23 protein-coding genes and 1 pseudogene are annotated in these 25980 nt (G+C 59.3%); 12 read left to right on the forward strand and 12 right to left on the reverse strand.

What is annotated here, in order from left to right:
• The first annotated feature begins 6 nt into the window (after positions 1 to 6).
• The 8 genes from AC1RQB_RS11720 to glmS all read left to right on the forward strand — a co-directional run bounded on the left by AC1RQB_RS11720 (position 7) and on the right by glmS (position 9196).
• Positions 7 to 543: a F0F1 ATP synthase subunit delta gene (locus tag AC1RQB_RS11720; RefSeq protein ID WP_007903030.1), complete on the forward strand. Its 537-nt coding sequence runs from the start codon at positions 7 to 9 to the stop codon at positions 541 to 543.
• Between the two features lie 21 nt (positions 544 to 564).
• The gene (gene atpA / locus AC1RQB_RS11725) at positions 565 to 2109 is read left to right on the forward strand and encodes a F0F1 ATP synthase subunit alpha (RefSeq protein ID WP_007903032.1); all 1545 of its coding nucleotides are present in this window, start codon (positions 565 to 567) and stop codon (positions 2107 to 2109) included.
• Between the two features lie 50 nt (positions 2110 to 2159).
• Positions 2160 to 3020, forward strand: coding sequence for a F0F1 ATP synthase subunit gamma (atpG, locus tag AC1RQB_RS11730; protein ID WP_007903034.1), 861 nt, complete (start codon positions 2160 to 2162; stop codon positions 3018 to 3020).
• 27 nt (positions 3021 to 3047) lie between these two features.
• Positions 3048 to 4427, forward strand: coding sequence for a F0F1 ATP synthase subunit beta (gene atpD / locus AC1RQB_RS11735; RefSeq protein ID WP_007903035.1), 1380 nt, complete (start codon positions 3048 to 3050; stop codon positions 4425 to 4427).
• 45 nt (positions 4428 to 4472) lie between these two features.
• Entirely contained in the window at positions 4473 to 4898 is a 426-nt protein-coding gene (locus AC1RQB_RS11740) for a F0F1 ATP synthase subunit epsilon (RefSeq protein WP_007903037.1), read from the forward strand.
• A 115-nt stretch (positions 4899 to 5013) separates the two neighbouring features.
• Positions 5014 to 6381 (forward strand): bifunctional UDP-N-acetylglucosamine diphosphorylase/glucosamine-1-phosphate N-acetyltransferase GlmU, encoded by a 1368-nt coding sequence (gene glmU / locus AC1RQB_RS11745; protein ID WP_063342030.1) that lies wholly within the window; start codon positions 5014 to 5016, stop codon positions 6379 to 6381.
• A 204-nt stretch (positions 6382 to 6585) separates the two neighbouring features.
• A complete protein-coding gene (locus AC1RQB_RS11750) occupies positions 6586 to 7362 on the forward strand; it encodes a DeoR/GlpR family DNA-binding transcription regulator (RefSeq protein WP_007903040.1) in 777 nt (258 codons plus the stop codon).
• Between the two features lies 1 nt (position 7363).
• The gene (gene glmS / locus AC1RQB_RS11755) at positions 7364 to 9196 is read left to right on the forward strand and encodes a glutamine--fructose-6-phosphate transaminase (isomerizing) (RefSeq protein WP_063342031.1); all 1833 of its coding nucleotides are present in this window, start codon (positions 7364 to 7366) and stop codon (positions 9194 to 9196) included.
• Positions 9197 to 9267: 71 nt separating this feature from the next.
• On the opposite strand, the gene AC1RQB_RS11760 is transcribed toward glmS, so the two are convergent.
• From AC1RQB_RS11760 to AC1RQB_RS11785, 6 genes are read right to left on the reverse strand one after another with little or no spacing between them, the layout of a single operon-like run.
• Entirely contained in the window at positions 9268 to 10200 is a 933-nt protein-coding gene (locus AC1RQB_RS11760) for a phosphatidate cytidylyltransferase (RefSeq protein WP_008007875.1), read from the reverse strand.
• A 1-nt stretch (position 10201) separates the two neighbouring features.
• The gene (locus AC1RQB_RS11765) at positions 10202 to 10822 is read right to left on the reverse strand and encodes a lysophospholipid acyltransferase family protein (RefSeq protein WP_007896593.1); all 621 of its coding nucleotides are present in this window, start codon (positions 10820 to 10822) and stop codon (positions 10202 to 10204) included.
• 11 nt (positions 10823 to 10833) lie between these two features.
• Positions 10834 to 11289, reverse strand: coding sequence for a hypothetical protein (locus tag AC1RQB_RS11770; RefSeq protein WP_063342032.1), 456 nt, complete (start codon positions 11287 to 11289; stop codon positions 10834 to 10836).
• Positions 11279 to 12589 carry a phosphatase PAP2/dual specificity phosphatase family protein gene (locus AC1RQB_RS11775; protein ID WP_063342033.1) on the reverse strand — a complete coding sequence of 437 codons (1311 nt, stop codon included), beginning with the start codon at positions 12587 to 12589 and terminating at the stop codon, positions 11279 to 11281. The genes AC1RQB_RS11770 and AC1RQB_RS11775 overlap by 11 nt, the downstream gene beginning before the upstream one ends.
• Positions 12586 to 14343 carry a bifunctional alpha/beta hydrolase/class I SAM-dependent methyltransferase gene (locus AC1RQB_RS11780; protein ID WP_008073629.1) on the reverse strand — a complete coding sequence of 586 codons (1758 nt, stop codon included), beginning with the start codon at positions 14341 to 14343 and terminating at the stop codon, positions 12586 to 12588. Before AC1RQB_RS11780 ends, AC1RQB_RS11775 begins: the two co-directional genes overlap by 4 nt.
• A 40-nt stretch (positions 14344 to 14383) precedes the next feature.
• Positions 14384 to 15007, reverse strand: a complete 624-nt coding sequence (locus AC1RQB_RS11785) for a CDP-alcohol phosphatidyltransferase family protein (protein ID WP_007896586.1) — start codon at positions 15005 to 15007, stop codon at positions 14384 to 14386.
• Positions 15008 to 15166: 159 nt separating this feature from the next.
• Here AC1RQB_RS11785 and AC1RQB_RS11790 point away from each other — a divergent pair, with 159 nt between their 5' ends.
• The 4 genes and pseudogenes from AC1RQB_RS11790 to AC1RQB_RS11805 all read left to right on the forward strand — a co-directional run bounded on the left by AC1RQB_RS11790 (position 15167) and on the right by AC1RQB_RS11805 (position 18776).
• Positions 15167 to 16069 (forward strand): LysR family transcriptional regulator, encoded by a 903-nt coding sequence (locus AC1RQB_RS11790; protein WP_063342034.1) that lies wholly within the window; start codon positions 15167 to 15169, stop codon positions 16067 to 16069.
• A 131-nt stretch (positions 16070 to 16200) separates the two neighbouring features.
• A complete protein-coding gene (locus tag AC1RQB_RS11795) occupies positions 16201 to 16827 on the forward strand; it encodes a glutathione S-transferase family protein (protein WP_063342035.1) in 627 nt (208 codons plus the stop codon).
• 63 nt (positions 16828 to 16890) lie between these two features.
• Positions 16891 to 17826, forward strand: a pseudogene (locus AC1RQB_RS11800) (pyridoxamine 5'-phosphate oxidase family protein); the annotation flags it as partial.
• A 572-nt stretch (positions 17827 to 18398) separates the two neighbouring features.
• Entirely contained in the window at positions 18399 to 18776 is a 378-nt protein-coding gene (locus AC1RQB_RS11805) for a DUF6124 family protein (protein ID WP_008073624.1), read from the forward strand.
• A 99-nt stretch (positions 18777 to 18875) separates the two neighbouring features.
• On the opposite strand, the gene AC1RQB_RS11810 is transcribed toward AC1RQB_RS11805, so the two are convergent.
• From AC1RQB_RS11810 to AC1RQB_RS11835, 6 genes are read right to left on the reverse strand one after another with little or no spacing between them, the layout of a single operon-like run.
• Positions 18876 to 20006, reverse strand: coding sequence for a glycosyltransferase family 4 protein (locus AC1RQB_RS11810; protein WP_063342036.1), 1131 nt, complete (start codon positions 20004 to 20006; stop codon positions 18876 to 18878).
• On the reverse strand, positions 20007 to 21137 hold the full coding sequence (locus AC1RQB_RS11815) for a glycosyltransferase family 4 protein (protein ID WP_063342037.1): 1131 nt from the start codon (positions 21135 to 21137) through the stop codon (positions 20007 to 20009). It abuts the gene before it with no gap.
• A complete protein-coding gene (locus AC1RQB_RS11820; RefSeq protein ID WP_063342038.1) occupies positions 21121 to 22488 on the reverse strand; it encodes a glycosyltransferase family 4 protein in 1368 nt (455 codons plus the stop codon). Before AC1RQB_RS11820 ends, AC1RQB_RS11815 begins: the two co-directional genes overlap by 17 nt.
• Positions 22485 to 23738, reverse strand: coding sequence for an ABC transporter ATP-binding protein (locus AC1RQB_RS11825; RefSeq protein ID WP_063342039.1), 1254 nt, complete (start codon positions 23736 to 23738; stop codon positions 22485 to 22487). Before AC1RQB_RS11825 ends, AC1RQB_RS11820 begins: the two co-directional genes overlap by 4 nt.
• Positions 23738 to 24535 carry an ABC transporter permease gene (locus AC1RQB_RS11830; protein WP_063342040.1) on the reverse strand — a complete coding sequence of 266 codons (798 nt, stop codon included), beginning with the start codon at positions 24533 to 24535 and terminating at the stop codon, positions 23738 to 23740. Before AC1RQB_RS11830 ends, AC1RQB_RS11825 begins: the two co-directional genes overlap by 1 nt.
• Positions 24536 to 25978 (reverse strand): mannose-1-phosphate guanylyltransferase/mannose-6-phosphate isomerase, encoded by a 1443-nt coding sequence (locus tag AC1RQB_RS11835; protein ID WP_063342041.1) that lies wholly within the window; start codon positions 25976 to 25978, stop codon positions 24536 to 24538.
• Positions 25979 to 25980: the final 2 nt, after the last annotated feature.

Genomic DNA, 25980 nt, shown 5'->3' on the forward strand with positions numbered 1-25980 from the left:
GCGATCATGGCAGAATTGACCACGTTGGCCCGACCTTACGCTAAGGCAGCCTTCGAGCACGCCCAGGCCCACCAGCAACTGGCCTCTTGGTCAGCCATGCTCGGCCTGGCTGCAGCAGTGTCGCAAGACGACACCATGCAGCGCGTGCTCAAGGCCCCGCGACTGACGAGCGCAAACAAGGCCGCCACGTTTATTGACGTGTGCGGCGACAAGTTTGATGCCAAGGCACAGAACTTCATTAACGTCGTTGCCGAAAACGACCGTCTCCCGCTTTTGCCGGAGATATCCGCTCTGTTCGACCTGTACAAGGCTGAACAAGAGAAGTCGGTAGACGTTGAAGTGACCAGTGCTTTTGCATTGAACCAAGAACAGCAAGACAAACTCGCCAAGGTTCTCAGTGCACGACTCAACCGGGAAGTGCGCCTGCAAGTCGAGGAAGACAAATCCCTGATTGGGGGCATTGTCATCCGCGCCGGCGACCTGGTTATCGATGGCTCGGTTCGCGGCAAACTCGCGAACCTTGCCGAAGCATTGAAATCTTGAGTTTGAAGGGGCAGCAGAGCAATGCAGCAACTCAATCCTTCCGAAATAAGTGAAATTATCAAGGGCCGCATCGACAAGCTCGATGTGACCTCTCAAGCCCGTAACGAAGGCACTGTCGTCAGCGTATCTGACGGTATCGTGCGGATTCACGGTCTGGCCGACGTCATGTACGGCGAGATGATCGAGTTTCCGGGCGGCGTCTTCGGTATGGCTCTCAACCTTGAGCAAGACTCTGTAGGTGCCGTTGTATTGGGCTCCTACCAGTCTCTGGCTGAAGGCATGAGCGCCAAGTGCACCGGCCGCATCCTCGAAGTTCCGGTTGGTAAGGAACTGCTGGGTCGCGTAGTCGACGCACTGGGTAACCCAGTTGACGGCAAAGGTCCGCTGAACAACACCGAGACCGATGCGGTCGAGAAAGTTGCTCCAGGCGTGATCTGGCGTAAGTCGGTAGACCAGCCTGTACAGACTGGCTACAAGGCTGTCGATGCCATGATCCCTGTCGGCCGTGGCCAGCGTGAGCTGATCATCGGTGACCGTCAGATCGGTAAAACCGCTCTGGCGATCGATGCGATCATCAACCAGAAAGACAGCGGCATTTTCTGCGTCTACGTAGCAATCGGTCAGAAGCAATCGACCATCGCCAACGTTGTTCGCAAGCTGGAAGAAAACGGCGCACTGGCTAACACCATCGTCGTGGCGGCGAGCGCTTCGGAATCTGCAGCACTGCAGTTCCTGGCTCCATACTCCGGTTGCACCATGGGTGAATTCTTCCGCGACCGCGGTGAAGACGCGCTGATCGTTTATGACGATCTGTCCAAGCAAGCAGTGGCTTACCGCCAGATTTCCCTGCTGCTGCGCCGTCCACCAGGCCGTGAAGCTTACCCAGGCGACGTGTTCTATCTCCACTCCCGTCTGCTGGAGCGCGCATCCCGCGTTTCGGAAGAATACGTAGAGAAGTTCACCAACGGCGCAGTGACCGGCAAAACCGGTTCCCTGACCGCACTGCCGATCATCGAAACCCAGGCTGGCGACGTTTCCGCGTTCGTTCCGACCAACGTGATTTCCATCACCGACGGTCAGATCTTCCTGGAATCGGCCATGTTCAACTCCGGGATCCGTCCTGCAGTGAACGCCGGTGTTTCGGTATCCCGTGTGGGTGGTGCCGCTCAGACCAAGATCATCAAGAAGCTGTCCGGTGGTATCCGTACCGCTCTGGCTCAGTACCGTGAACTGGCGGCATTCGCCCAGTTCGCTTCTGACCTGGACGAAGCGACCCGTAAGCAACTTGAGCATGGTCAGCGCGTTACCGAGCTGATGAAGCAGAAGCAATACGCACCAATGTCGATCGCTGACATGGCGCTGTCGCTGTATGCCGCTGAGCGTGGGTTCCTGACTGACGTCGAAATCGCCAAGATCGGCAGCTTTGAACAAGCGCTGATTGCTTTCTTCAACCGCGATCACGCCGAATTGATGGCGAAGATCAACGTGAAGGGTGACTTCAATGACGAAATCGACGCTGGCATGAAAGCCGGTATCGAGAAGTTCAAGGCCACCCAAACCTGGTAAGCCGCAGCGGGAGCCGCAAGGCTCCCGCTTGCTAACCTGATAGGTGTTACATGGCAGGCGCAAAAGAGATTCGCAGTAAGATTGCGAGCATCAAAAGCACGCAAAAGATTACCAGCGCCATGGAAAAAGTGGCGGTCAGTAAAATGCGCAAGGCACAAATGCGCATGGCTGCTAGCCGTCCTTACGCGGAGCGCATCCGCCAGGTTATTGGCCATCTGGCCAACGCCAACCCGGAATATCGCCACCCATTCATGATCGACCGTGAAGTAAAGCGCGTCGGTTACGTTGTGGTGAGCAGTGACCGTGGTCTGTGTGGTGGCTTGAACACCAACCTGTTCAAGGCCCTGGTCAAGGACATGGCGGTAAACCGCGAAAACGGCGTCGAGATTGATCTGTGTGTAGTGGGTAGCAAGGGTGCGGCTTTCTTCCGCAACTTCGGCGGTAACGTCGTTGCAGCTATCAGCCACCTGGGTGAAGAGCCGTCGATCAATGACTTGATCGGCAGCGTCAAGGTGATGCTGGATGCCTACCTGGACGGCCGTATTGACCGCCTGTCCGTGGTATCCAACAAGTTCATCAACACCATGACGCAATCGCCTACCGTGGAGCAGTTGATTCCACTGGTGGCAACCCCGGATCAAGAACTCAAGCACCACTGGGATTATCTGTACGAACCGGACGCCAAAGAGCTGCTTGACGGCTTGATGGTCCGTTACGTGGAGTCGCAGGTCTACCAGGCGGTGGTCGAGAACAACGCGGCTGAACAAGCTGCGCGGATGATCGCGATGAAGAACGCTACCGACAACGCCGGTGATTTGATCAGCGATTTGCAGCTGGTCTACAACAAGGCGCGTCAGGCTGCGATCACCCAAGAGATCTCGGAAATCGTCGGCGGCGCTGCCGCGGTTTAACGGTTCAAATATTCAGAGGATCCAGCTATGAGTAGCGGACGTATCGTTCAAATCATCGGCGCCGTTATCGACGTGGAATTTCCACGCGACAGCGTACCGAGCATCTACAACGCGCTGAAAGTAGTGAGCGCGGCCGAAACCACCCTGGAAGTTCAGCAACAGCTGGGCGACGGCGTGGTTCGTACCATTGCGATGGGTTCCACCGAGGGCTTGAAGCGCGGTCTGGAAGTCACTGACTCTGGCACAGCTATCTCCGTACCAGTCGGTAAAGCGACCCTGGGCCGGATCATGGACGTTCTGGGTAACCCGATCGACGAAGCTGGCCCGATCGACACCGAAGAGCGCTGGGGCATTCACCGTCCTGCGCCAACCTTCGCTGAACAAGCGGGCGGCAACGACCTGCTGGAAACCGGCATCAAGGTTATCGACCTGGTTTGCCCGTTCGCCAAGGGTGGTAAAGTCGGTCTGTTCGGTGGTGCCGGTGTAGGCAAAACCGTAAACATGATGGAACTGATCCGTAACATCGCCATCGAGCACAGCGGTTATTCCGTGTTCGCCGGTGTGGGTGAGCGTACTCGTGAGGGTAACGACTTCTACCACGAGATGAAGGATTCCAACGTTCTGGACAAAGTGGCACTGGTTTACGGTCAGATGAACGAGCCGCCGGGTAACCGTCTGCGCGTAGCATTGACCGGCCTGACCATGGCCGAGAAGTTCCGTGACGAAGGTAACGACGTTCTGCTGTTCGTCGACAACATCTATCGTTACACCCTGGCCGGTACTGAAGTATCCGCACTGCTGGGCCGTATGCCTTCCGCAGTAGGTTACCAGCCGACCCTGGCCGAAGAGATGGGTACTCTGCAAGAGCGTATCACTTCGACCAAAAACGGTTCGATCACCTCGATCCAGGCGGTATACGTACCGGCGGATGACTTGACTGACCCGTCGCCAGCGACCACCTTCGCCCACTTGGACGCCACCGTCGTTCTGTCCCGTGACATCGCATCCCTGGGTATCTACCCGGCGGTCGATCCACTCGACTCGACTTCGCGCCAGCTGGACCCGAACGTAATCGGCCAGGACCACTACGACACCGCTCGCGGCGTACAGTATGTTCTGCAGCGTTACAAAGAACTGAAGGACATCATTGCGATCCTGGGTATGGACGAGCTGTCGGAAGCCGACAAGCAGTTGGTAAACCGTGCTCGTAAGATCCAGCGTTTCTTGTCGCAGCCGTTCTTCGTGGCTGAAGTCTTCACCGGTGCATCGGGTAAATACGTTTCCCTGAAAGACACCATTGCTGGCTTCAAAGGCATCCTCAACGGTGACTACGACCACCTGCCAGAACAAGCGTTCTACATGGTCGGCGGCATCGAAGAAGCGATCGAGAAAGCCAAGAAACTGTAATCCCGGCGCCCGGCAACGGGCGCTAATTTAGGTTGAGGCAATCAGATGGCTATGACAGTCCATTGCGATATCGTCAGCGCGGAAGGGGAAATCTTTTCCGGCCTGGTCGAGATGGTGGTTGCGCACGGTGCACTGGGTGATCTTGGTATCGCCCTGGGTCACGCGCCGCTGATCACCAATCTCAAGCCGGGTCCGATCCGCCTGATCAAGCAGGGCGGGGAAGAGGAGGTGTATTACATCTCCGGCGGTTTCCTCGAGGTTCAGCCGAACATGGTCAAGGTTCTTGCCGACACCGTGCAACGTGCTGCCGACCTGGATGAAGCCTCCGCTCGGGAAGCAGTTCAGGCTGCCGAGAAGGCCCTGCATGACAAAGGCGCAGAGTTCGATTACGGAGCTGCTGCCGCACGTCTGGCCGAGGCTGCAGCTCAGCTGCGCACCGTCCAGCAGATCCGCAAGAAGTTCGGCCACTAATAGGCCATCGACTTATTGCGCGATTGATTAAAAAGGGTAGCCTCGGCTACCCTTTTTTCTTTTCCGACTTTCATCACCGGTCGCAGCCGCTGACCCCCAGGATTAGTAGTCTGTCATGTCTCTTGAAATCGTTATCCTCGCTGCCGGCCAAGGCACGCGCATGCGTTCGGCCTTGCCTAAAGTCCTGCATCCTGTTGCCGGTAACTCAATGCTTGGCCATGTTATCCACACGGCCCGGCAACTAGATCCACAACGCATCCATGTGGTGATCGGACATGGTGCCGAAGCGGTGCGCGAGCGTCTGGCGGCCGATGACCTGAATTTCGTCCTGCAGGATCAACAGCTGGGTACCGGACATGCGGTGGCCCAGGCTGTGCCGTTCATCGAGTCCGATACCGTGCTGATTCTTTACGGCGACGTACCCTTGATCGAAGTCGAAACCCTGCAACGGTTGCTCAAGCTGGCTGCACCGCAGCAACTGGGCCTGTTGACTGTCGAGCTGGATGACCCGACGGGTTACGGCCGCATCGTCCGCAATGCTGCCGGCAAGGTTACCGCCATCGTCGAGCAGAAAGACGCCAACGACGCCGAACGCGCCATTACTGAAGGTAATACAGGCATCCTGGCAGTTCCTTTTGAACGCTTGGGCGACTGGATGAGCCGGTTGTCCAACAATAATGCCCAAGGCGAGTACTACCTGACCGACGTGATCGCCATGGCGGTCAGTGATGGTCTGGTGGTGGCTACCGAACACCCCCATGACGCTATGGAAGTGCAGGGCGCCAACGATCGCAAGCAACTGGCCGAGCTTGAGCGTCACTATCAGCTGCGCGCCGCTCGTCGTTTGATGGCTCAGGGCGTGACCCTGCGCGACCCGGCACGTTTCGATGTACGTGGTGAGGTCACCGTCGGTCGGGATGTACTGATCGACATCAACGTCATCCTCGAAGGCAAAGTGGTCATCGAGGACGACGTGGTGATTGGCCCGAACTGCGTGATCAAGGACAGCACCCTGCGCAAAGGCGTAGTGATCAAGGCCAACAGCCATATCGAAGGCGCAATACTCGGTGAAGGCAGCGATGCCGGCCCGTTCGCTCGTTTGCGTCCGGGTACGGTGCTGGAAGCTGGCGCGCATGTGGGTAACTTCGTTGAACTGAAAAACGCCCATATGGGCGAGGGCGCCAAGGCCGGTCACTTGACGTATCTGGGCGACGCCGAGATCGGTGCGCGCACCAACATCGGCGCAGGCACCATTACCTGCAACTACGATGGGGCGAACAAGTGGAAAACCGTGTTGGGCGAAGATGTATTCATCGGTTCCAACAATTCGTTGGTGGCGCCTGTGGATATCTCAGCGGGTGCAACCACGGCGGCGGGTTCGACCATTACCCAGAATGTGGATAAAGCTCAGTTGGCCGTGGGTCGCGCTCGGCAGAAGAACATCGATGGCTGGAAACGGCCAGAGAAGCTCAAGAAGAGCTGAGTTATCCACAGTTCATGATGTGCTGGCCATGAGATCGCTTTCGCGGGCAAGCCTCGCTCCTACGGAATATCACCGTCCGTAGGAGCGAGGCTTGCCCGCGAAGCTTTTTATCCACAGATCATTTTTATCGTGTCGCGCTTGACGAAGTTTCGCTAATGGGTTTTGATTGCTTACGTTATCTTTCGAATCGAAACTTACCAAGCCATGTCAAAGCGCAACACGCCCCAACGCCGCCACAACATCCTCGCCTTGCTCAATGAGCAGGGGGAAGTCAGTGTGGATGAGTTGGCCAAGCGCTTCGAAACTTCGGAAGTTACGATTCGCAAGGACTTGGCCGCGCTTGAAAGCAACGGTCTGTTGCTGCGTCGTTATGGCGGGGCGGTCACCATGCCTCAGGAACTGGTCGCCGATCTCGGCCAACCGGTTTCCAAATACAAGCAGGCGATTGCCCGCGCCGCCGTCACGCGGATCCGCGAGCATGCGCGAATCATCATCGACAGCGGCAGCACCACCGCCGCAATGATCCCGGAACTCGGTCAGCAACCGGGTCTGGTGGTGATGACCAACTCCCTGTATGTCGCCAACGCTTTGAGCGAACTCGAGCACGAGCCGGTGCTGTTGATGACCGGCGGGACCTGGGATCCGCATTCCGAGTCCTTCCAGGGTCAGGTGGCCGAGCAAGTACTACGCTCATATGACTTTGATCAGCTATTTATCGGTGCCGATGGCATCGATCTGGTACGCGGGACCACCACCTTCAATGAATTGCTGGGCTTGAGCCGTGTCATGGCCGAGGTTGCCCGCGAAGTGATCGTGATGGTCGAGGCCGACAAGATCGGCCGAAAAATTCCCAATCTGGAGCTGCCATGGAGCAGCGTCCATACCCTCATTACCGATGATCGTCTGCCACTTGCGGCACGCGATCAGATTCAGGCCCGCGGCATTAATTTGATTTGCGCCGCCGTCAGTCAGGAGAACTAGCATGTGTGGAATTGTCGGTGCAGTCGCAGAACGTAACGTTACCGCCATCCTGCTCGAAGGCCTCAAGCGTCTGGAATACCGTGGTTATGACAGCGCCGGTGTGGCGGTGTACACCAACGATGAAAAACTCTTGCGCACGCGTCGTCCGGGCAAAGTCAGCGAACTGGAACAGGCGCTGATCGAAGAGCCTCTGGTCGGCCGTCTGGGCATTGCCCACACCCGCTGGGCGACCCACGGCGCGCCGTGCGAACGCAACGCGCACCCGCATTTTTCGGGCGATCTGGCGGTGGTGCACAACGGCATCATCGAGAACCATGAAGCCCTGCGCGAGCAACTCAAGGCTTTGGGCCACGTGTTCACGTCGGACACTGACACTGAAGTCATCGCGCATTTGCTGCACGAAAAACTCAAGCTGCAACCCGACCTGACAGTCGCCCTGAAAGCGACCGTCAAAGAACTGCACGGTGCTTACGGTCTGGCGGTGATCAGCGCCCTTCAACCGGATCGCCTGGTGGCGGCCCGCAGTGGCAGCCCATTGGTGATCGGTCTGGGTATGGGGGAGAATTTCCTGGCTTCGGACCAATTGGCGCTACGTCAGGTCACTGACCGTTTCATGTACCTGGAAGAAGGCGATATCGCCGAAATTCGCCGCGAGAGCGTGCAGATCTGGGACATCAACGGCGCACTCGTCGAGCGTGAAAGCGTTCAGTACCGTGACGGGGCCGAAGCGGCTGACAAGGGCGAATTCCGCCATTACATGCTCAAGGAAATTCACGAGCAACCGGCAGTGGTGCAGCGCACCCTCGAAGGTCGTCTGAGCCAGAACCAGGTGCTGGTCGAGGCATTCGGTCCCCAAGCGGCCGAGCTGTTTGCCAAGGTACGCAATGTACAGATCGTCGCCTGCGGCACCAGCTATCACGCCGGCATGGTTGCCCGTTACTGGCTCGAAGAACTGGCTGGCATCCCATGTCAGGTCGAAGTCGCCAGCGAATTCCGCTATCGCAAGGTAGTGGTGCAGCCCGACACCCTGTTCGTGAGCATCTCCCAGTCAGGTGAAACCGCCGACACCTTGGCCGCGCTGCGCAATGCCAAGGAGCTCGGTTTCCTCGCCAGCCTGGCAATCTGCAACGTCGGCATCAGCTCCCTGGTGCGTGAATCGGACCTGACGCTGCTGACTCAGGCCGGTCGCGAAATCGGCGTGGCCTCGACCAAAGCCTTCACCACTCAACTGGTTGGCCTGCTGTTGCTGACCCTGTCTCTGGGTCAGGTTCGCGGTACGTTGGCCGAAGGTGTCGAAGCCACACTGGTCGAAGAACTGCGTCGCCTGCCGACCCGTTTGGGCGAAGCCCTGGCCATGGACAGCACTGTGGAGAAAATCGCCGAGCTGTTCGCCGAGAAGAACCACACACTGTTCCTCGGTCGCGGCGCGCAATTCCCGGTGGCGATGGAAGGGGCCCTCAAGCTCAAGGAAATCTCCTACATCCACGCAGAAGCCTACCCGGCGGGCGAACTGAAACATGGCCCGTTGGCACTTGTGGATAACGACATGCCCGTCGTCACTGTGGCGCCGAACAACGAACTGCTGGAGAAGTTGAAATCCAACCTCCAGGAAGTCCGCGCCCGTGGCGGTGAACTGATCGTCTTCGCCGACGAACAGGCTGGCATGACCAATGGCGAAGGCACTCATGTCGTCCATATGCCACACATCCATGACATCTTGTCGCCGATCCTCTACACCATTCCGCTGCAGCTGCTTTCGTACTATGTGGCCGTATTGAAAGGCACTGACGTTGACCAGCCGCGTAACCTGGCGAAGTCGGTGACTGTGGAATAAGTTATCCACAAGCCATGAAATGAAAAGACCGCAGCTTTGGCTGCGGTCTTTTTTTTTGAGGGTCAGCTATTTCAAGTCCACCAATACCGCACAAGATGAAAGAAGATCGGTGCCGCAAAACACACTGAATCCAGTCGATCCAGCATCCCGCCGTGGCCTTCGATCATGTGTCCCCAATCCTTCACGCCCCGATCACGCTTGATCGCCGACATCACGATGCCGCCGGCAAACCCCAGCAGGTTGATCAGCAGCGCAATCAAGAACGACTGCCACGGGCTGAATGGTGTGGTCCACCACAAGGCTGCGCCAATCAGCGAGGACAACAGAACGCCGCCGACAAAGCCTTCAACGGTTTTCGACGGCGACAGAGTGGGCGCGATTTTGTGTTTGCCGAACAACTTGCCGCAAACGTACTGCAGCACGTCCGACAGCTGCACCACGATCACCAGGTACGCGATCAGCAGCAGGTTGCGACCTTCATAACCGACGATGTCCAGTGTCAGCAGGGCGGGGACGAACGACACGCAGAACACCGCGATCATCAAGCCCCATTGCACTTTCGACGCCCGCTCGAGGAAGTGCGTGCTGTCGCCGCCGAGAGACGCAAGGATCGGCAGCAGCAAAAATACGTACACCGGAATAAAGATCGAGAACAGTCCGTACCAATCGGAATAGATCAGCAGATATTGCAGTGGCAATGCCAGGTAAAACGCTGCCACCAGCGCCGGGTAGTCGCTGCGTCGGGTGGGCATGAGGGTGAGGAATTCGCGTAGCGCATAGAACGATACCGCGTAAAACAGCAGGATCACCGCGCCGGTGCCCAGCCAAAAAGCGATGCCGATCACCACCACCATCACCCACCAGGCGTTGATGCGGGCGTTGAGGTTCTCGATGACTGCATTGGGCGTGCCCCGGGTGCGCAGTTTGAGGATCAGGCCAATCAGTGAAGCCAGCACCAGGATCATGCCGATCCCGCCGAACAGCATCAGGGTTTGTCTATCCATGTCAGGAATGCTCCGGGGCGAGGGCCAGCAGTGCGTCGCGGCTGCGTGAAAGGAACTGCTCTTTGCTCTCGCCTTCAGTCAGTTGCAGGGGCGCGCCGAAACTGGTGGTACACAACAGCGGCAGTGGCAGCACACGGCCCTTGGGCATGACCCGGTTGAGGTTGGCGATCCACACCGGAATCACCTGGGCCTGTGGGTAACGTTTTGCCAAGTGATACAGGCCGCTTTTGAACGGCAGCAAACCCTCTTCCAGATTGCGCGTGCCTTCAGGAAAGATGATCAACGAATCACCGTTCTCCAGGGCGTCGAGCATGGGCTGCAACGGGTTATCCACAGGGTCCTTGCGCTCGCGATCGATCAGCACGCCGTTGAACACCCGGCTGATGATGTAACGGCGTAAGGCGCTCTTGTTCCAGTAGTCGCTGCCGGCCACCGGTCGCGTAAGTTTGCGCAGGGTGGAAGGCAGCGAGGCCCAAAGCAGCACGAAGTCGCCGTGGCTGCTGTGGTTGGCAAAATAAATGCGCTGCACGGGTTCCGGCGCGCAACCCATCCACAGGCTGCGGGCGCCAGTAACGGTTCGGGCCATGGAGGTGATGAGGGTGGCGACCACAGGTTCGAACATGAACGATTTCCTTATCCAGCGAAGGGCAGCCAAGGGCTGGCCAGGATGACAGCCAAGGGTGGCAGCACTTGGGCGGCCAGCAGGACAGCCTGTTTGCGCAGCAGTTTAAGCCCCCCGCGCTGACGTTCGGTCCAGGGCCGGCCAGCACGGTTGGCCGGTTGCAGGCCGAGGTTTTGCAGGGCCTGGTCGAGGGCTTGAGTGCGGTCTGACAAAGCGTCAGCGTCTCGGGCCATCAGGGTAAACAGGTCAGCGTCGAAGGCCACGCGCAGCGCCCAGTATTTTTGCCATAGCCCGAGGATGATCAGCCAGGCGCTGAGGATCAAGAATGGCGCCGTCGGGGTGATCAGCAGCAGTTGCAGCAGGCCGAACAACACACCCAGCAAGGTCAGCCCTGTGGATAACTGGTCGAGGGTGCGGCCCCGGCGCAGCAGGCTGGCGACCACGTGCAGTTCCATATCAACCGGCATAGGCGTTCTCCAGGGCTTGGCGATGAGCCGGATGGAGCACCACTTGCGGGCGTGCGGCCTGGATCATCGCCACGGCGGCATCGACAGTGGCCGCTCGACCGCTGTGCAGCAACCAGGCCGCGATAGCGGTGGCGCTGCGTGAATAGCCCAAAGCGCAACAGACCAGCAATGGACCTTGCTGGCGCAGGTGTTCAATGGCCTGGGCGGCGGCGAGGCATTGCTCAGCGCTGGGCGCGGTCAGGTCGAGTATCGGAACGCTTTGATAGGCGCGGCCTCTCGGGTTGAGCGGCAGCTCAGCGCATAGATCGACCACAGCTTTGAACGGCGCCAATTGCTCAGCGTCGGGAAGCCTGCCGAGCCAAACGTTATCCACAACCTCATTGGGCTGTGGATGTTTGCGGGTCCAAAGCCGTGAGTTGATCCACGCCGCTGCCACGTAAGGCGCAAATAACCAACGGGCGGCCGGGCTAAGGCGGCCGTCAGCGCGTTTCTGAAACCCGGCGGCGTCCAGCAGCGTGTAGTTGAGCGCCACCAACAGCAATGCCACGGCGGGCCAGATCAGCCACAGCCATCCGCCGCTCAGGCCAAAGGCTGGAAGGGCGAATATCGCCGCGCCGACGCCATAACGCAGGGCCAGGCGCCAGCGTTTCGGGTCCTTGGCCAACCGCAGGCTACTCAAGGGGCTGGGCCGATCCAGTGGCCACAACCACACGCACAGCCAGCCGGCGAGGGCGCCTGTGGGTAAGTCGATAAAGTGATGTTGATAAGTGGTCAGCACCGAAATCCCGATCAATGCGAACCAACCGTGCACCAGCCAGCGCCACAGCCCTTGAGAGTGCCGTTGGTACATCACCCACAAAATCACCAGCAGGGCGATGTGCAGCGATGGTGCCTGATTGAACGGCTTGTCGAACCCGGCCAGCACCGCGAACAGCCAGCCGAACACTCCATCCAGTTCAGGCCGTTCGAAGGTGAAGCGCAGCGGCCATAACAGGAAACAACTGATAGAGATCACTTGAGCACTCAGCAGGCGCAAGGCGTGGCGCTTGAGCTCATGGCGACTATCGGGTAGCAGCAGCGAAAAACCGTACAGCAGATCTATCGTCCAGTAGGGGACGATGGTCCAGGCCCAGAAGGGCATGGCGCTTTCCCAATCGAAAACGAAGGTGGCGACATCGCTGCGCTGGGCCGTGACCCATGTGGCAAAGCCGTAGCTGGCGAAAAACAGCGGTGCCAGCACCAGCAACCGGAGCACGGCGGGTTTCAGCAAACCCGGCTCTCTCGGGGCAGCGCCCATCATTGCACCCGTTGCGCGAGGGACACGGTGAAGATCCCCCATTCATCCACTCGCTGGGTGATTTTGCGAAAACCCGCTGCTTCCACCAGTTGATCCATTTCCGCCTGGCTGCGCCGACGCATCACCCACGCCTGGCCTTGACGGTGGCTGGTGAGGGCGCGGGCGATCAGTTCCAGCTGCGGGTGCCAGGGTTGACCGGTGTAGACCAGATAGCCACCGGGCTCCACGGCCTCGGCCAGGCCCGCCAGAGAGCCGCCGACCAGTGCATTGTCGGCAAACAGTTCATACAACCCGGACACCACCGCCAGTGTCGGCTTTGGCTCCAGTGCCGCCAGGTCGGCGCGGTCGAACGCGTCGCCTTTCACGAACTGCGCGATGTCCCCAAGGCCCTTATCGCGAATCAGCGCACCACCGTCACGTACATTGATGTCGCTGTAATCGCGCAACAGTATCGATTCCGGTAGCGGGCTGACGCCTTGCAAGGCTTCGAGAATGTAGCGGCCGTGACCGGCGGCGATGTCGACGATGCGCACCGGTCGGCCTTCTTCGCGCAGCTTGGCCATGGTCAGGCGCAGCAACTCTTCGACGTTGAGTTTGCGCTGGCGAATGCCGCGCCAGCCGATGGAATTCAGGTAGTTCTGATCAATCATCCGCCCAAGCCCGCCCTTGCCGGTGGGCTGGTTGCGGTACACGTAGTCCAGGGTGCTGCCGGAGTCGAAACCGGTGTCGAAGCCCAGTTTCACTCCATCTGACAGTCGGCTGCCCAAGCGCATGCTGGCGCGGGTCATGCGCCAGTACAGGTCACGCAACGAGTTGTGCGGCAGCGGGGCGGCGAGGGATTCGGATTCGGCGCAGGTCAGGCCGATCTTGTCGGCATCGAGCAGCGAGGCCCGGTCCAGCGGGTATTCAAAGTTTTGCAGGATAAAGCGTTTGGCGCTGGCGACGGCCACGGCGCGATCACGTTCCCCAAGCGTGTCGTGGAAGAAGCCCGGGAGGATGTGTTTTTCCTTTTTCAGGCTGCCCAGACGTTCGAAAAACTGTTCCTGGGGTTTGCGGTGGACCACAAAATCCGAACCGGAAATCAGCAGCTGGGTCGGCACTTGAATCGCCTGCGCATCGGCCACCACACGGTCAGCGGCTTCATACAAGCCGAGCAGCACATTCACCGAAATCGCCTTGGTGATCAGCGGATCGCTGTCGTAGGAGGCGACGCGCTCCGGGTCGTGACTGAGAAACTTGGCTTTTACGTAGCTGTTGACGAAAAAGTTGCCGCGAAACTTGCGCATCAGTGCCAGGCCCGGACGGGCGAAAGGGACGTAGAGCTTGACCTTGAATGCGGGTGACGCGAGCACCAACGAACGGATGCGCGGTGCATAGTCGTGGACCCAGGTCGAGGCAATCACCGCGCCGACGCTCTGGGCGATCACGGCCATGTTCTCTTCGTCGATCTGATGGGTCGCGTTCAGGTGATCGCAAAAGGTCTGCACGTCCCGCACGCTGGTGGCGAAACTCGGGCTGTCGCCGCGAGCGCCCGGCGACTGACCATGGCCGCGCGCGTCCCAGGCAAAGAAGTCGAACGCTGGCAGGTCCAGTTCATCCACCAGGTGAGCGATACGCCCCGAGTGTTCATGGCCGCGATGAAACAGCAGCACTGCCTTGCGCGGTTCGCCCGAATTATCCGCCGTGGCCGGCCAATGGCGGTAGAACAGTTCAACGCCGTCGTGGGTAGTGAAGGTCTTATTCTGAGTTTCACGCATTGCACTTTCCTTATGCTTGGGGAGCCTTACGCTGAGGGCCTTATGCCGAGGGAGCGTTTTCCTGCACTTCTTTCAGGCCCAGACGGACCCGGTTGACCAAGGTGTAAGCCAGCAGGACGGCGACCACCGCAAACACAACGTTAATCCACAATGCGTTGATCCAGCCGATGGCAATGCCGGTGGCCAAGACGCCCAGTACAAACGCGCGATCGCTCTTGCCCATCGGGCCGTCATAACGCCGCGATGCGCCTATCATTGGCCCGAGGACGCCACTGTACTCGCTGAACAATGCCAGCAGCGTGACCAACAGCACAATCAACACACTCACGTCGGGAATCAGGGCGAAAGGCAGGATCAGCGCGCTGTCGGCAACGATATCGCACAGTTCATTAAGGTAGGCGCCGAGGCGCGACTGCTGGCCGAATTCCCGGGCCAGCATGCCGTCGATGGCGTTCAGCGCCATCCGCAGGATCATCCACACGGGAATTAGCAGAAATACCCACAGGTGATTGGCGAAACAGGCAATCGCGACGCCCGTCACGACCGAAATGACGCCGGCCAGCACGGTGATTTGATTGGCGGTGGTGCCGTTATCGAACAATCGCTGCACCAGCGGTCGCAACAGATTCTGGAAGGCAGGTTTAAGTTGGTAGATGGAGGGCATCTGGATACGGTCTCAGCAATTGAAAGCGTGAACGTTCAGGGTTATACGTCACAATAATCAGAATGCCAGTAAAACTGCACGGCTCATCCTCTTCCAGCGATATCCAGGTCCAATCGGGAACTGTCGGCCTCGCGTTTTTCAGTGCTCAGGAGTTAATCCATGGACCGCTTCCAGGAAATGCAAGTCTTCGCCACCGTCGCCCAGGAACAAGGCTTCTCGGCGGCGGCGCGGCGTTTGGGGATGTCGGCGGCCAGTGTCACCCGCGCCGTGGCGGCACTGGAGAAGCGCATTGGCACCCAATTGCTGACACGTACCACCCGCAGCGTGCATTTGAGCGAGGCGGGTCAGCGTTATCTGGAGGATTGTCGGAGAATTCTCACCGAGGTGCAGGAAGCGGAGGATTCGGCGGCCGGGAGCCACGCCCAACCCCGTGGGCAACTGACGATCACGGCGCCGGTGTTGTTCGGTGACTTGTTCGTTACGCCGGTCATGGTCGGTTACTTGTCTCAATTTCCTGAAGTCAGCATCAACGCCCTACTGGTCGACCGGGTGGTGAGCATGGTCGAGGAGGGCATCGATGTGGCTGTGCGCATCGGTGAGTTGCCTGACAGCAATCAACATGCAATTCGCGTGGGCGAAGTGCGGCGGGTGATCTGCGCGTCCCCTGGATTCCTGACCGACCATGGTCGGCCCCGCCATCCTGCAGATTTGAGCACAGCCCCGATCATCGCCACCTCGTCTATCGGTCAGCACAGAAGCTGGCCGTTCATTGACGCGGGAGAGCCGATCAGCGTTCGTCTGGAACCGCGTCTTGTGGTCACCGCCAATCAGGCGGCTATCACGGCTGCCGCCATGGGGCTGGGACTGACTCGAGTGCTGTCGTATCAAGTGGCGAGCAAAGTCGCGGCCGGTGAGCTGGAAATTGTTCTGGCTGACTTCGAACTGCCGCCATTGCCCATTCACGTGGTCTACCAGGGTGGGCGCAAGGCCCCGGTGCGGGTCCGTAGTTTCGTGGACTTCGCGGTGAACGTCCTGCGCGAACACCCAGCCCTGCTTGGCTGAAGGGTTATTGCACTGGCTGAAATAATGGATTGCGTTTGCTGGTTATTCTGTTGTTTTGGTTGCGGATGGAAGATAGCCCCCTATCGGCGCTGATCTTTCCTGGACGGCGCCACCACCCAGCGGAGTCGACCATGCAAGCGATCAAACTCTACAACTTCCCCCGCTCTGGCCACGCTCACCGTGTAGAGCTGATGCTGGCTTTGTTGCAACTGCCGACCGAGCTGATCTTCGTCGATTTGGCCAAGGGCGCCCACAAGCAAGCGGATTTTCTGGCGCTCAACCCGTTTGGGCAAGTGCCGGTGATTGATGATCAAGGCGTGGTGCTGGCTGATTCCAACGCGATCCTGGTCTACCTTGCGCTGAAATACGGCAACGGTCGCTGGCTGCCAACCGACCCGGTCGGTGCGGCCAAGGTTCAGCGCTGGTTGTCGGTCGCCGCCGGGCCGATTGCCTTCGGCCCGGGCAGGGCAAGGCTGATCACCGTATTTGGTGCGCCTTACAACGCGCAAGAGGTGATCGCTTACGCCCACAGCTGGCTCAAAGTAATCGATCAGGAACTGGGCGCAACGGCCTATCTGGCCGGTGGCGAGCCGACCATCGCCGACATCGCCGCGTACAGCTACATCGCCCATGCTCCGGAAGGCAATGTGTCGCTGGATGACTACCCCAACATTCGGGCCTGGCTGGCACGGGTTGAAGTCTTGCCAGGGTTTGTCGGCATGCCACGCACCGTGGCCGGTTTGCAAAAAACTGCCTGATGTTCACAGCCCGCCTCAGTCGGGCTGTTCTTGTTGCGCGATGAGCGCAGGGGAGAAGCCGTTATGGAACGTTCACCTTGGCACGCAGGCGAGACACAGTTGCAGGCTCACGTGGGTGTCGCCGAGCGAATGGAGGAGTTAGGTCGTAGGGTGATTCGCAGCGAGATGCCGGATCAGCACCGCACCTTCTATCAGCAACTGCCGTTCATGCTGTACGGCGCGGTGGATGCTGACGGCAACGCTTGGGCCAGCATTCTGGAAGGGGCGCCAGGTTTTGCCCATTCTCCAGAGCCTGCGCTGTTGCAGTTTGGCAGCCTGCCTGGCCACGACGACCCTGCGCAATTGCAAGAGGGAGCGGCGATCGGTCTGCTCGGTATTGAGCTGCACACCCGACGTCGCAACCGTCTCAATGGCCGAGTTGGCGCTGTGACAACGAGCGGCTTCGAGGTGACGGTGCAGCAATCTTTCGGTAATTGCCCGAAATACATTCAATTGCGCCAATTTCGCTCGGTGCCCTTGGCGGATCCGGCGACCCGTGTCGCGCAGCACCTCAACGGGCTGGATGACGCGGCCAAAGCCATGATTGCCGGCGCCGATACCTTCTTTGTCGCCAGTTATGTGGACGTCGATGGCCAACGCTCGGTGGACGTTTCTCACCGGGGTGGGCAGGCCGGTTTCGTCCAGGTAGAGGGCAATCGCCTGACTATCCCGGACTTCGCCGGCAATCTGTTCTTCAATACGTTGGGCAATCTGCTGATCAATCCTCGAGCCGGTTTGCTGTTCATCGATTTCGATTCCGGTGACTTGCTGCACCTCAGCGGTCGCACGCAAATCATCCTCGAAGGCCCGCAAGTCGAAGCCTTTCAAGGGGCCGAGCGGTTGTGGACATTCGAGGTGGAGCACGTGGTGCGACGGCCCGCGGCACTGGCCTTGCGCTGGCGCTTTGACGGCGTGTCACCCACCAGTTTGCTGACCGGGACCTGGGCGCAGGCGAATGCATCCGCAAAACCCGGTTGATCAGCGGTCAGGTGAGTTATCCACAGCCGCCGGCGGCAGGACTGGATAACGGACAGATGCTGATTTTTTGCGCGATTCCGGCTCAGGGTTTGCAGCGTTGGTGTTGGATCTGTAATTGAACCAGACAACAGAGAAAATCCCCTGTGGGAGCGGGCTTGATCGCGAAAGTGGTGTGTCAGACAACTTCCATGTTGAATGTTAAACAGCCTTCGCGAGCAAGCCCGCTCCCACATTTGATCTCGGCTGGCCTGAAAACAATTGCGAATATCCTACAGATTTGGCTGTTCTGAAGGACGATTCCGACACGTTCTAGCGGTTGTCGTGTCAGAAGTCGGAGGGATAGGCTTTGGGGGTCGCTGCAAATTCAGTGATCGGGTTTGGTCGCCCAGGTTTAGAATGGCGCACTTTTATGCTTGCTTCATGGCGAGCTGTGCGTGGGAGGGCTTAGGCCCTGCCGGGTTTCCATTCCCTGGTCGACCAACCCGCGTACGGTTCGCCACCTTTCTGCTTGGTCGCAGTGTTGGCGAACTCCAGTCCTCGAATGGAGTTTCACCATGTTCAAAGCAACACCAAATCCCCCTGAAACCGACGACGTTTCCCCCTACGAATCCCTCGATTCCAAAAAACTCAACGAAGCCGCTAACCGCGCGCTCGATCACTACCTCAACCCCTCAGCCCTCAAATCCCCCATGGCCCGCAAACCGAGCACGATGTACATGGTTGCGCCGGATATCAAAGACGAAGACCTGTTGGCCCACACCTGTGAATCGTTGGCCCAGGCCAGTGTGATGGCGAGTGATTTTGCGGGGTATCTGGAAGGGCCACATCGGTATACGGCGATGGCGATTCAACAGATCGTCATGCTGGCAGAACTGGCGGTGAACCGGATGCTGGATAACGTTGCCGTACCAAAACCTGCGCCACACAGCTGATTTAATGTGGGAGCGGGCTTGCTCGCGAAAGCGGAGTGTCAGACAACACAAGTGTTGAATGATAAATCGCTTTCGCGAGCAAGCCCGCTCCCACATGAGTTAGGCGTAGGACAGGGATTTTTCTTCCAGTAGTTCTTCGTATAACGTCGTCCACTTGCGACCCATTTCTTCCGCCGTGAACAACTGCCGATAACGCGCCTCTGCCTTCACGCCCATTTCGGCTGCAAGCGTCGGGTTTTCCCAGAGTGTGCGCATGGCTTCATGGAACGCTTGTGGATGACTCGGCGGCACCACCAGCCCGGTTTCGTTGTGGATGTTGATGTAGCTGGTGCCGGTGCCGATTTCGCTGGAGATCATCGGTTTGCCGTACATCGCGCCTTCGAGCAGCGAGATGCCGAACGCTTCGGAGCGCAGGTGCGAAGGAAATACGATCGCGTAACTCAGTTGCAGGAGCGCGACTTTGTCTTCGTCGCCAAGACGCCCCAGAAAGTGAATATTGCGCAAACCCAACGCTGCGGCCTGGGCGTGCAGTTCGGCTTCCAGCGGCCCGGCGCCAACAATCACCACCGGGTAATCCACGTCTTTCAAGGCGTCGAGCAGAATGTGCAGGCCTTTGTAATAGCGCATCACGCCCACAAACAGGAAAAACTTATCCCCAAGCTTTTGCCGCCAATGGTTCATGCGTTCGTTATCGGCCTGTGGATAACCTGCCTTGTTCAGGCCATAGGGAATGACGCGGGTCTTGTCCTGAAACTGCTGCAACACATCACTGGTGTGCAGATAGTTAGGAGAGGCGGCGACGATCCGGTCAGCGCTGGCAAGGAAGCGGTTCATCAGTGGCCGGTAAAGTTTGAGCAGGTGCTTCTGACGAATGATGTCCGAGTGGTAGGTCACTACGCTGGGTTTGTTCATGGCGCTGAAGAAATGCACCAGGTCCATGAACGGCCACGGGAAGTGGTAATTGACCACGTCCGCCTCAGCGGCCATTTCGCGAAATTGCTTGAAGACGCTGTAAGAAAAGCCTGTGGAAGCGAACTGAATGTCGAGTTTGGCCCGATGGACTTCGTGCTGACCGAGTTGCACCACCGGCGGTGTCGGATCGGCACTGAGGGTCAACACCTGACTTTCAATGCCATGCTGGGCGCCGCTTTCACATAACTGGAAGATGACTTGTTCGATCCCGCCGACCGAGTCAGGCAGGTACGTCTTGAAAAAATGAAGAACTCGCATTCAACCTCCCATGGCCTGGCGGTAGGCGCGGGCGGTGATCTTCGCGCAGCGCTCCCAGGAAAATAGCCTTGCCTGCTGCAATCCGGCGTTCGAGCATGCCTGCCAATGTGTTTGATCGTCGATCAGACGGCGCATGGCATCGCGCAAGCCGTCTGGATCGTCAGGTTCAATATAGTTGCCCGCAACGCCTGCGACTTCGGGCATGGCCGAACGTCGGGTCAGGATGACCGGCGTGCCGCTGGCCATGGCCTCCAGCACCGGTAGACCAAAGCCTTCATAGCGCGACGGGAAAATCAGCGCCCGGGCGCCTGCCAACAGCTGCGCGACCTGCTCGTCGGGCAGATAACCGAGCAAACACACATGACCATTGGCCAATGCCTGGCGCAGCTCATCGTTGAAGTGTTCGCGCTGCCAGCCGGCCATGCCCACGATCAATAACGGAAAGCGCTGACGCAATGCTTCCGGAAGTTGGGCGTGGGCGCGCAGGGCCAGCGTCAGGTTCTTGCGTGGCTCCAGGGTGCCTACGCAGAGAAAATAATCCCGCATCTCGACCCCGTGGGCCTTGAGCAACGTATCGATGGCCTCGGGTTCGCGTGGGTGGAAACGTGCCGCCACGCCCAGCGGGGCAACTACAAAACGCTCGGCCGGCAGTGCGAAACAGGCTTGAGCCTCGTCGGCAATGTACTGCGAGTCGGTGAGAATCAGCTGCGCCTGTTGCACGCCATCGGCCAGTCGCCGCTCGATTTCTCGCAGGCGTGCCGGGGGTTGTGTCTCGGGATAGTGCAGGTGTGTCAGGTCATGCAGGGTGATGACCGTCGGGCCGTCGAACGACAACGGCCACAGACTGGGTTCGTGATAAAGGTCGATCGCCTGCGCACGGCCTTGATCAAAGCGTTTCTGCGCCAGCCAGCGTCGAGCCTGATACGCCCCCGGTATCTGCCGCAGCAACGGCGTCAGTCGCGAGTAGCCCGGCATGGCAGCATCGGGTAGCGAAGAACTCCAGCCCCAGCCATGGAACAGCGACAACTCGACATCGGGCTCACCGGCCAGGGCATTCACCAGTTCGGCGACGTAATGGCCGATGCCGGTGCGCGGGGCCTGGAGGATTCGGGCGTTAAGGGCAATTCGCATGTTGCCTCTCTTGCACGACGGGTGTTTCCACCAGGTTGCGCAGGGTTCGCTCGGCCAGTTGCGCACTGGCTTCACGCCAGCCAATCCAGCGCCAGTCCGCCACATCGCGGGCGGCCGGGAATTGTTTGCTGCTCTCGAATCGGGCAACCAGATCGGCCAGGTTTTGTGGTTCGGCCAGGTCGAAGTACGCCATGAACTCGCCGCCTATTTCGCGGAAGACCGGGATGTCACTGCCCATGGCCGGCAAACCGCGCTGCATGGCTTCTACCAGTGGCAGGCCGAAGCCTTCGACGTAGGACGGAAACACCAGTGCACTGGCGTGGGAATAGGCGTGTTCAAGGCTGGTGTCGCTCAGGTCGTTAAACATGAACAACCGCCTGTTCAGCTCCGGGTGATTGCGCACCCGGGCGAGCAGGGCATCGCATTTCCAGCCAATGCGCCCGGCGATGCACAGACGGGCAGTGGAGCCTGCGGCCCAGGCGAGTTCGAAGGCGTCCAGCAAGTAGTCGTGGTTCTTGCGCGGCTCGATGGTGCTGACCATCAGGAACACTGGTTCGGGGGTATCGAACAGCCGGGTCAGGCGTGTTTCGACAGCGGCGGTTTCTTCGCGCAGGTCCAGCTCCGAGCCCAGGTGAAAGTAGTCGAACCACAAGGTGTCGGCTTTGGCAGGACCGACGCGACGATGCAATTCATCGCGCACCTGATCGCGCACCGTGGCGGAAATCGCCACGTAGCCGTCGGCGGTTTTGGCGATCCAGTCGAACCACTCGTTGAAAATCTGCACCAGTCGCGTGTCGTAGAACTGCGGGTGGGTCAGGGGAATCAGGTCGTAGATCACCGAGACAATGCCCACGCCTTCGCGTTTGAGTTGTTCGGCCAACGGGAAGAAATCGGCGTGCCAGGACGAATCCAGCAACACGAGTTGATCGCCCGGTTGATGCTGCAGCGGCGAGCAACGTTTGGGCAGGTGATAGTGATTGATCTGATCAATCAGACGCAGCGGTACGCTGAAACCCGCCAGCGCCGTGAGGCGGTAAGCCGCGTACAGCGCGCGCCGGGTCCATCGCGAGGTGCAGCGTTTGTCGAGGCGCTGGTGCAGTTGCCAGAAACGATGAGCCAATCGCTCCAGGCGCCCACCGAACTCCATCAGCCCGTTGAAAAAAGGGATGCCTGAAGGGCTCAGTTTCAGAACCCGGTAGAGCTTGCCCTTGAGCATCACCACCGGGATGCACTCAACGCCATCGACGCGTTCAGGCAACTGGTTGATGACGTTGCGCACCACCCGCTGAATGCCCGAATTGACCTTGGGGTGCTGGAACACGTACGTGCACTCCACCAGTAGACGGGTCATGGCGTGTGCTCCGAAACAATCGATTCGGCCGCGCGGGTGATGGTGGTTTTCGCCGCCAGCCACGAACAGCCGACGAAGTCTTCGTGTCGGTTGTTGATCACATGGAACACCAGGCCGTAGTCGCGCCACTCGAAATTGCGGTCCAGGTGCGAGTCCAGTCGCGACAGGCTCAGGGCCACGGAATAATTGCCCTTGCCCAGGCCCATGACGAAGGCAAAGCGGTAGGTCAGCCGCTCGCCGGCCTGCAGATCGGTGAGGGCGAGGTCCTGACGATGGGTATTGATGCCGTACATGGCCTGGCCCAGGCGATCCTTGATCATGAAACCCAGCACCAGGCGTTCAATGTCCTGGCGCACTTCGACTTGCACCTCAAGCACGACCGGCTGGCCGACTTCGGCGGCATCGATGGCACGTTCGCGCTCATCGAGCATGCGCACGCTGAGGATCCCGGCTTCACCGGTGCCGGAAACGGTTTGCACCTGGCCGTCCGCGAGCATTTCCTGACGCACCGTCTGGCCTTCGCGCTCGGCGAGCAGGGCGTTGTAGTAGTCCATGACGGCTTCGGGCTTGCCGTGCATGGCCATGCGACCGTTCTCCAGGAGAATCGCCGAGTCGCAGATCGACTGAATCGCCGAGCGGTCGTGGGACACGATCAGCAATGTGGTGCCGGCCCTGCGAAAGCTGCGGATGCGTTCGAAGCTCTTGTGCTGGAAGTAGGCGTCGCCCACCGACAGCGCTTCGTCGACGATCAGGATGTCCGGGCGCCGCGCGGTGGCCACGCTGAACGCCAGGCGCATCTGCATGCCGCTGGAGTAGGTGCGCACCGGGTGGTCGATGGCTTCGCCGATTTCCGCGAAATGTTCGATCTGTGGCATCAGGGCTTCGATTTCTTCGACCTGCATGCCCAGCAGTTGCCCGGCCATGATCGCGTTTTGTCGACCAGTGAACTCCGGGTGAAACCCCATGCCCAGTTCCAGCAGGGCGGCAACGCGGCCTTCGAGCTGGATCTGCCCACAGGTGGGTTGGGTGGTGCCGGTGATCATCTTCAGCAAGGTACTTTTGCCGGCACCGTTGACCCCGACGATGCCCACCGCTTCACCGGGAGCAATTTCGAACGCTACGTCTTGCAGCACCCAGTGTTGGCGATGGCGGATCGGCGAAAACGGGATCAGCCACTCAGCCAGTCGGCTCCAGCGTGTGGGGTATTGCTTGTAGGCCTTGCCCAGGCCCGTCACGCGTATGTGTCCCATCAGAGTTCATCCACCATTTCGCCGACCCGCTGACGAAACAGTCGCAGCCCGATCACGCAGAACAACACACCGATCACGAAAATCGGCAGCAGCGAACTCCAGACCGGCCATTGGCCGTAGAGGAACAGGTTCTGGTAACTGCCCATCAGGTTCGTCAGCGGGTTGAGTTGCAACAGCCGCTGGACCCACTCGGGCAGGATGCTCAGCGGGTAAACGATCGGTGTCAGCCAGAACCAGAATTGCAGGCAGATGGCGAAAAGTTGCCCGACATCGCGAAAGAACACATTCAACACGCCGAGGATCATCCCCAGACCGGCGCAGAACATGACTTGCAGCGCGATCAGCGGCAGCAACGCCAGCAGGGCCATGCCCGGCAAGCGCCCGGTGATCAGCAGAAAGCCCAGGAACAGCCCGATGATGATCGCGAAGTTGATGCCGGCATTGAACAGCACGATCACCGGCAGGCAGATTCTCGGGAAGCTGATTTTCTTCAGCAGGTTGGCGTTTTCCAGAAACATGTTCTGGCTGCGCAGGGTGATTTCCGAAAACAGGCCCCAGGTCAGCAACCCGGCGCAAAGGTAGATGCTGTAGGCCATGCCGTCATCCACACCCGGCAAGCGTGCGCGCATGACGTGGGAAAAAATCACTGTGTAGACGACGATCATCGACAACGGGTTGAGTACGGTCCACAGGGCACCGAACAGCGAATTGCGATAACGTGCTTGAAACTCTCGCTTGACGCTACCGAGGATGAAACCTCGATAGCCCCACAGCGAGCGATACAGGGAAAGCAACATTCAAACCGTCCTGCCGTATTGGTCTTCGAAGCGAACGATATCGTCCTCCCCCAGGTATTCACCGCTTTGCACTTCGATGATGACCAGGTCGATCACGCCGGGGTTTTCCAGACGGTGCCTGTGCCCGGCGGCAATGAACGTCGACTCGTTCTTGGCCACCAGGTGCGACCCGGAACCGTTGTTGGTGACCTTGGCCATGCCTTCGACCACCACCCAGTGCTCGTTGCGGTGGTGGTGCATCTGCAACGACAACTTGGCGCCGGGTTTGACCACGATACGCTTGATCTTGAAGCGCGGACCTTCCTCGAGCACGGTGTAAGTGCCCCACGGGCGGCTGACTGTGCGGTGCAGGCGATAGGCTTCGTGTTTTTTGTCCTTGAGCTGCCGGGCTACCCGGCGCACATCCTGGGCGCGGTCGGCGTGGGCCACCAGCACTGCATCGGCAGTGTCAATGATGATCAAGTTATCCACACCCACTGCGGCGACCAACCGGTCTTCGCTCTGGACGAAGTTGTTGTGGCTGTCGATGAAGATCGCCTCGCCGCTGGCGCGATTGTTCTGTGCATCGGCTGGCACCAATGCGGCCACGGCGCCCCAGGAACCGATGTCGCTCCAGTCGAAGGAGGCTGGCACCACGACCACTTTGTCGGAGCGCTCCATCAAGGCGTAGTCGATGGAGATGTCGGTGATTTCGGCGAAGTGCGTTGGCGACAGTTCCTGTTGCAGGCAACCGCCGGTTTCCACCGGCGCACTGGCCGCCATGCAGGCCCGAGCCTGTTCCAGCAATGCGGGGGCGTGAAGGTGCAACTCGGCCAGCAGCGTGGCGATCGAGAAGCAGAACATCCCCGAATTCCACAGGAAGTTGCCGCTCTCCAGATAATGCGTGGCGGTTTGCAGGTCGGGTTTTTCGACGAAGCGCTGCACCTTGGCGGCGCCTTTGTCGTCCAGCGGGGCACCGGTTTCGATGTAGCCGAAGCCGGTTTCCGGGGCTGTCGGCACGACGCCGAACGTCACCAGATGACCAGACTTGGCCAGCGCCACGGCGTGCTCGACCGCGCTTTTCAAGGCGTCTTCGTTGAGAATCAGATGGTCGGCGGGCATCACCACCATGATCGCTTCGTCGCCGTGCAGGGCTTGTAGCGAAAGGGCTGCCGCCGCAATGGCCGGGGCTGTGTTGCGGCCCGTCGGCTCGAGCAGAAAATGCCCGCGATGGCGCTCCAGGCACGCCTCCTGATAGTGATCCTTGCTCTGGAAGTAATAGTCGCGGTTGGTCACCGTGACGATATCGCCCCAGCCATCGAGCAAGCCGGCCGCACGCCGATAGGTTTTACTCAGCAGCGACTGACCGTCGGGCAGGATCATGAACGGCTTGGGATGGCCTTCGCGGGACACCGGCCACAACCGGGTGCCGGCACCGCCGGAGAGAATCACGGGAATCAGCATGG

The organism is Pseudomonas sp. GW822-FHT02E03, assembly GCF_058802325.1.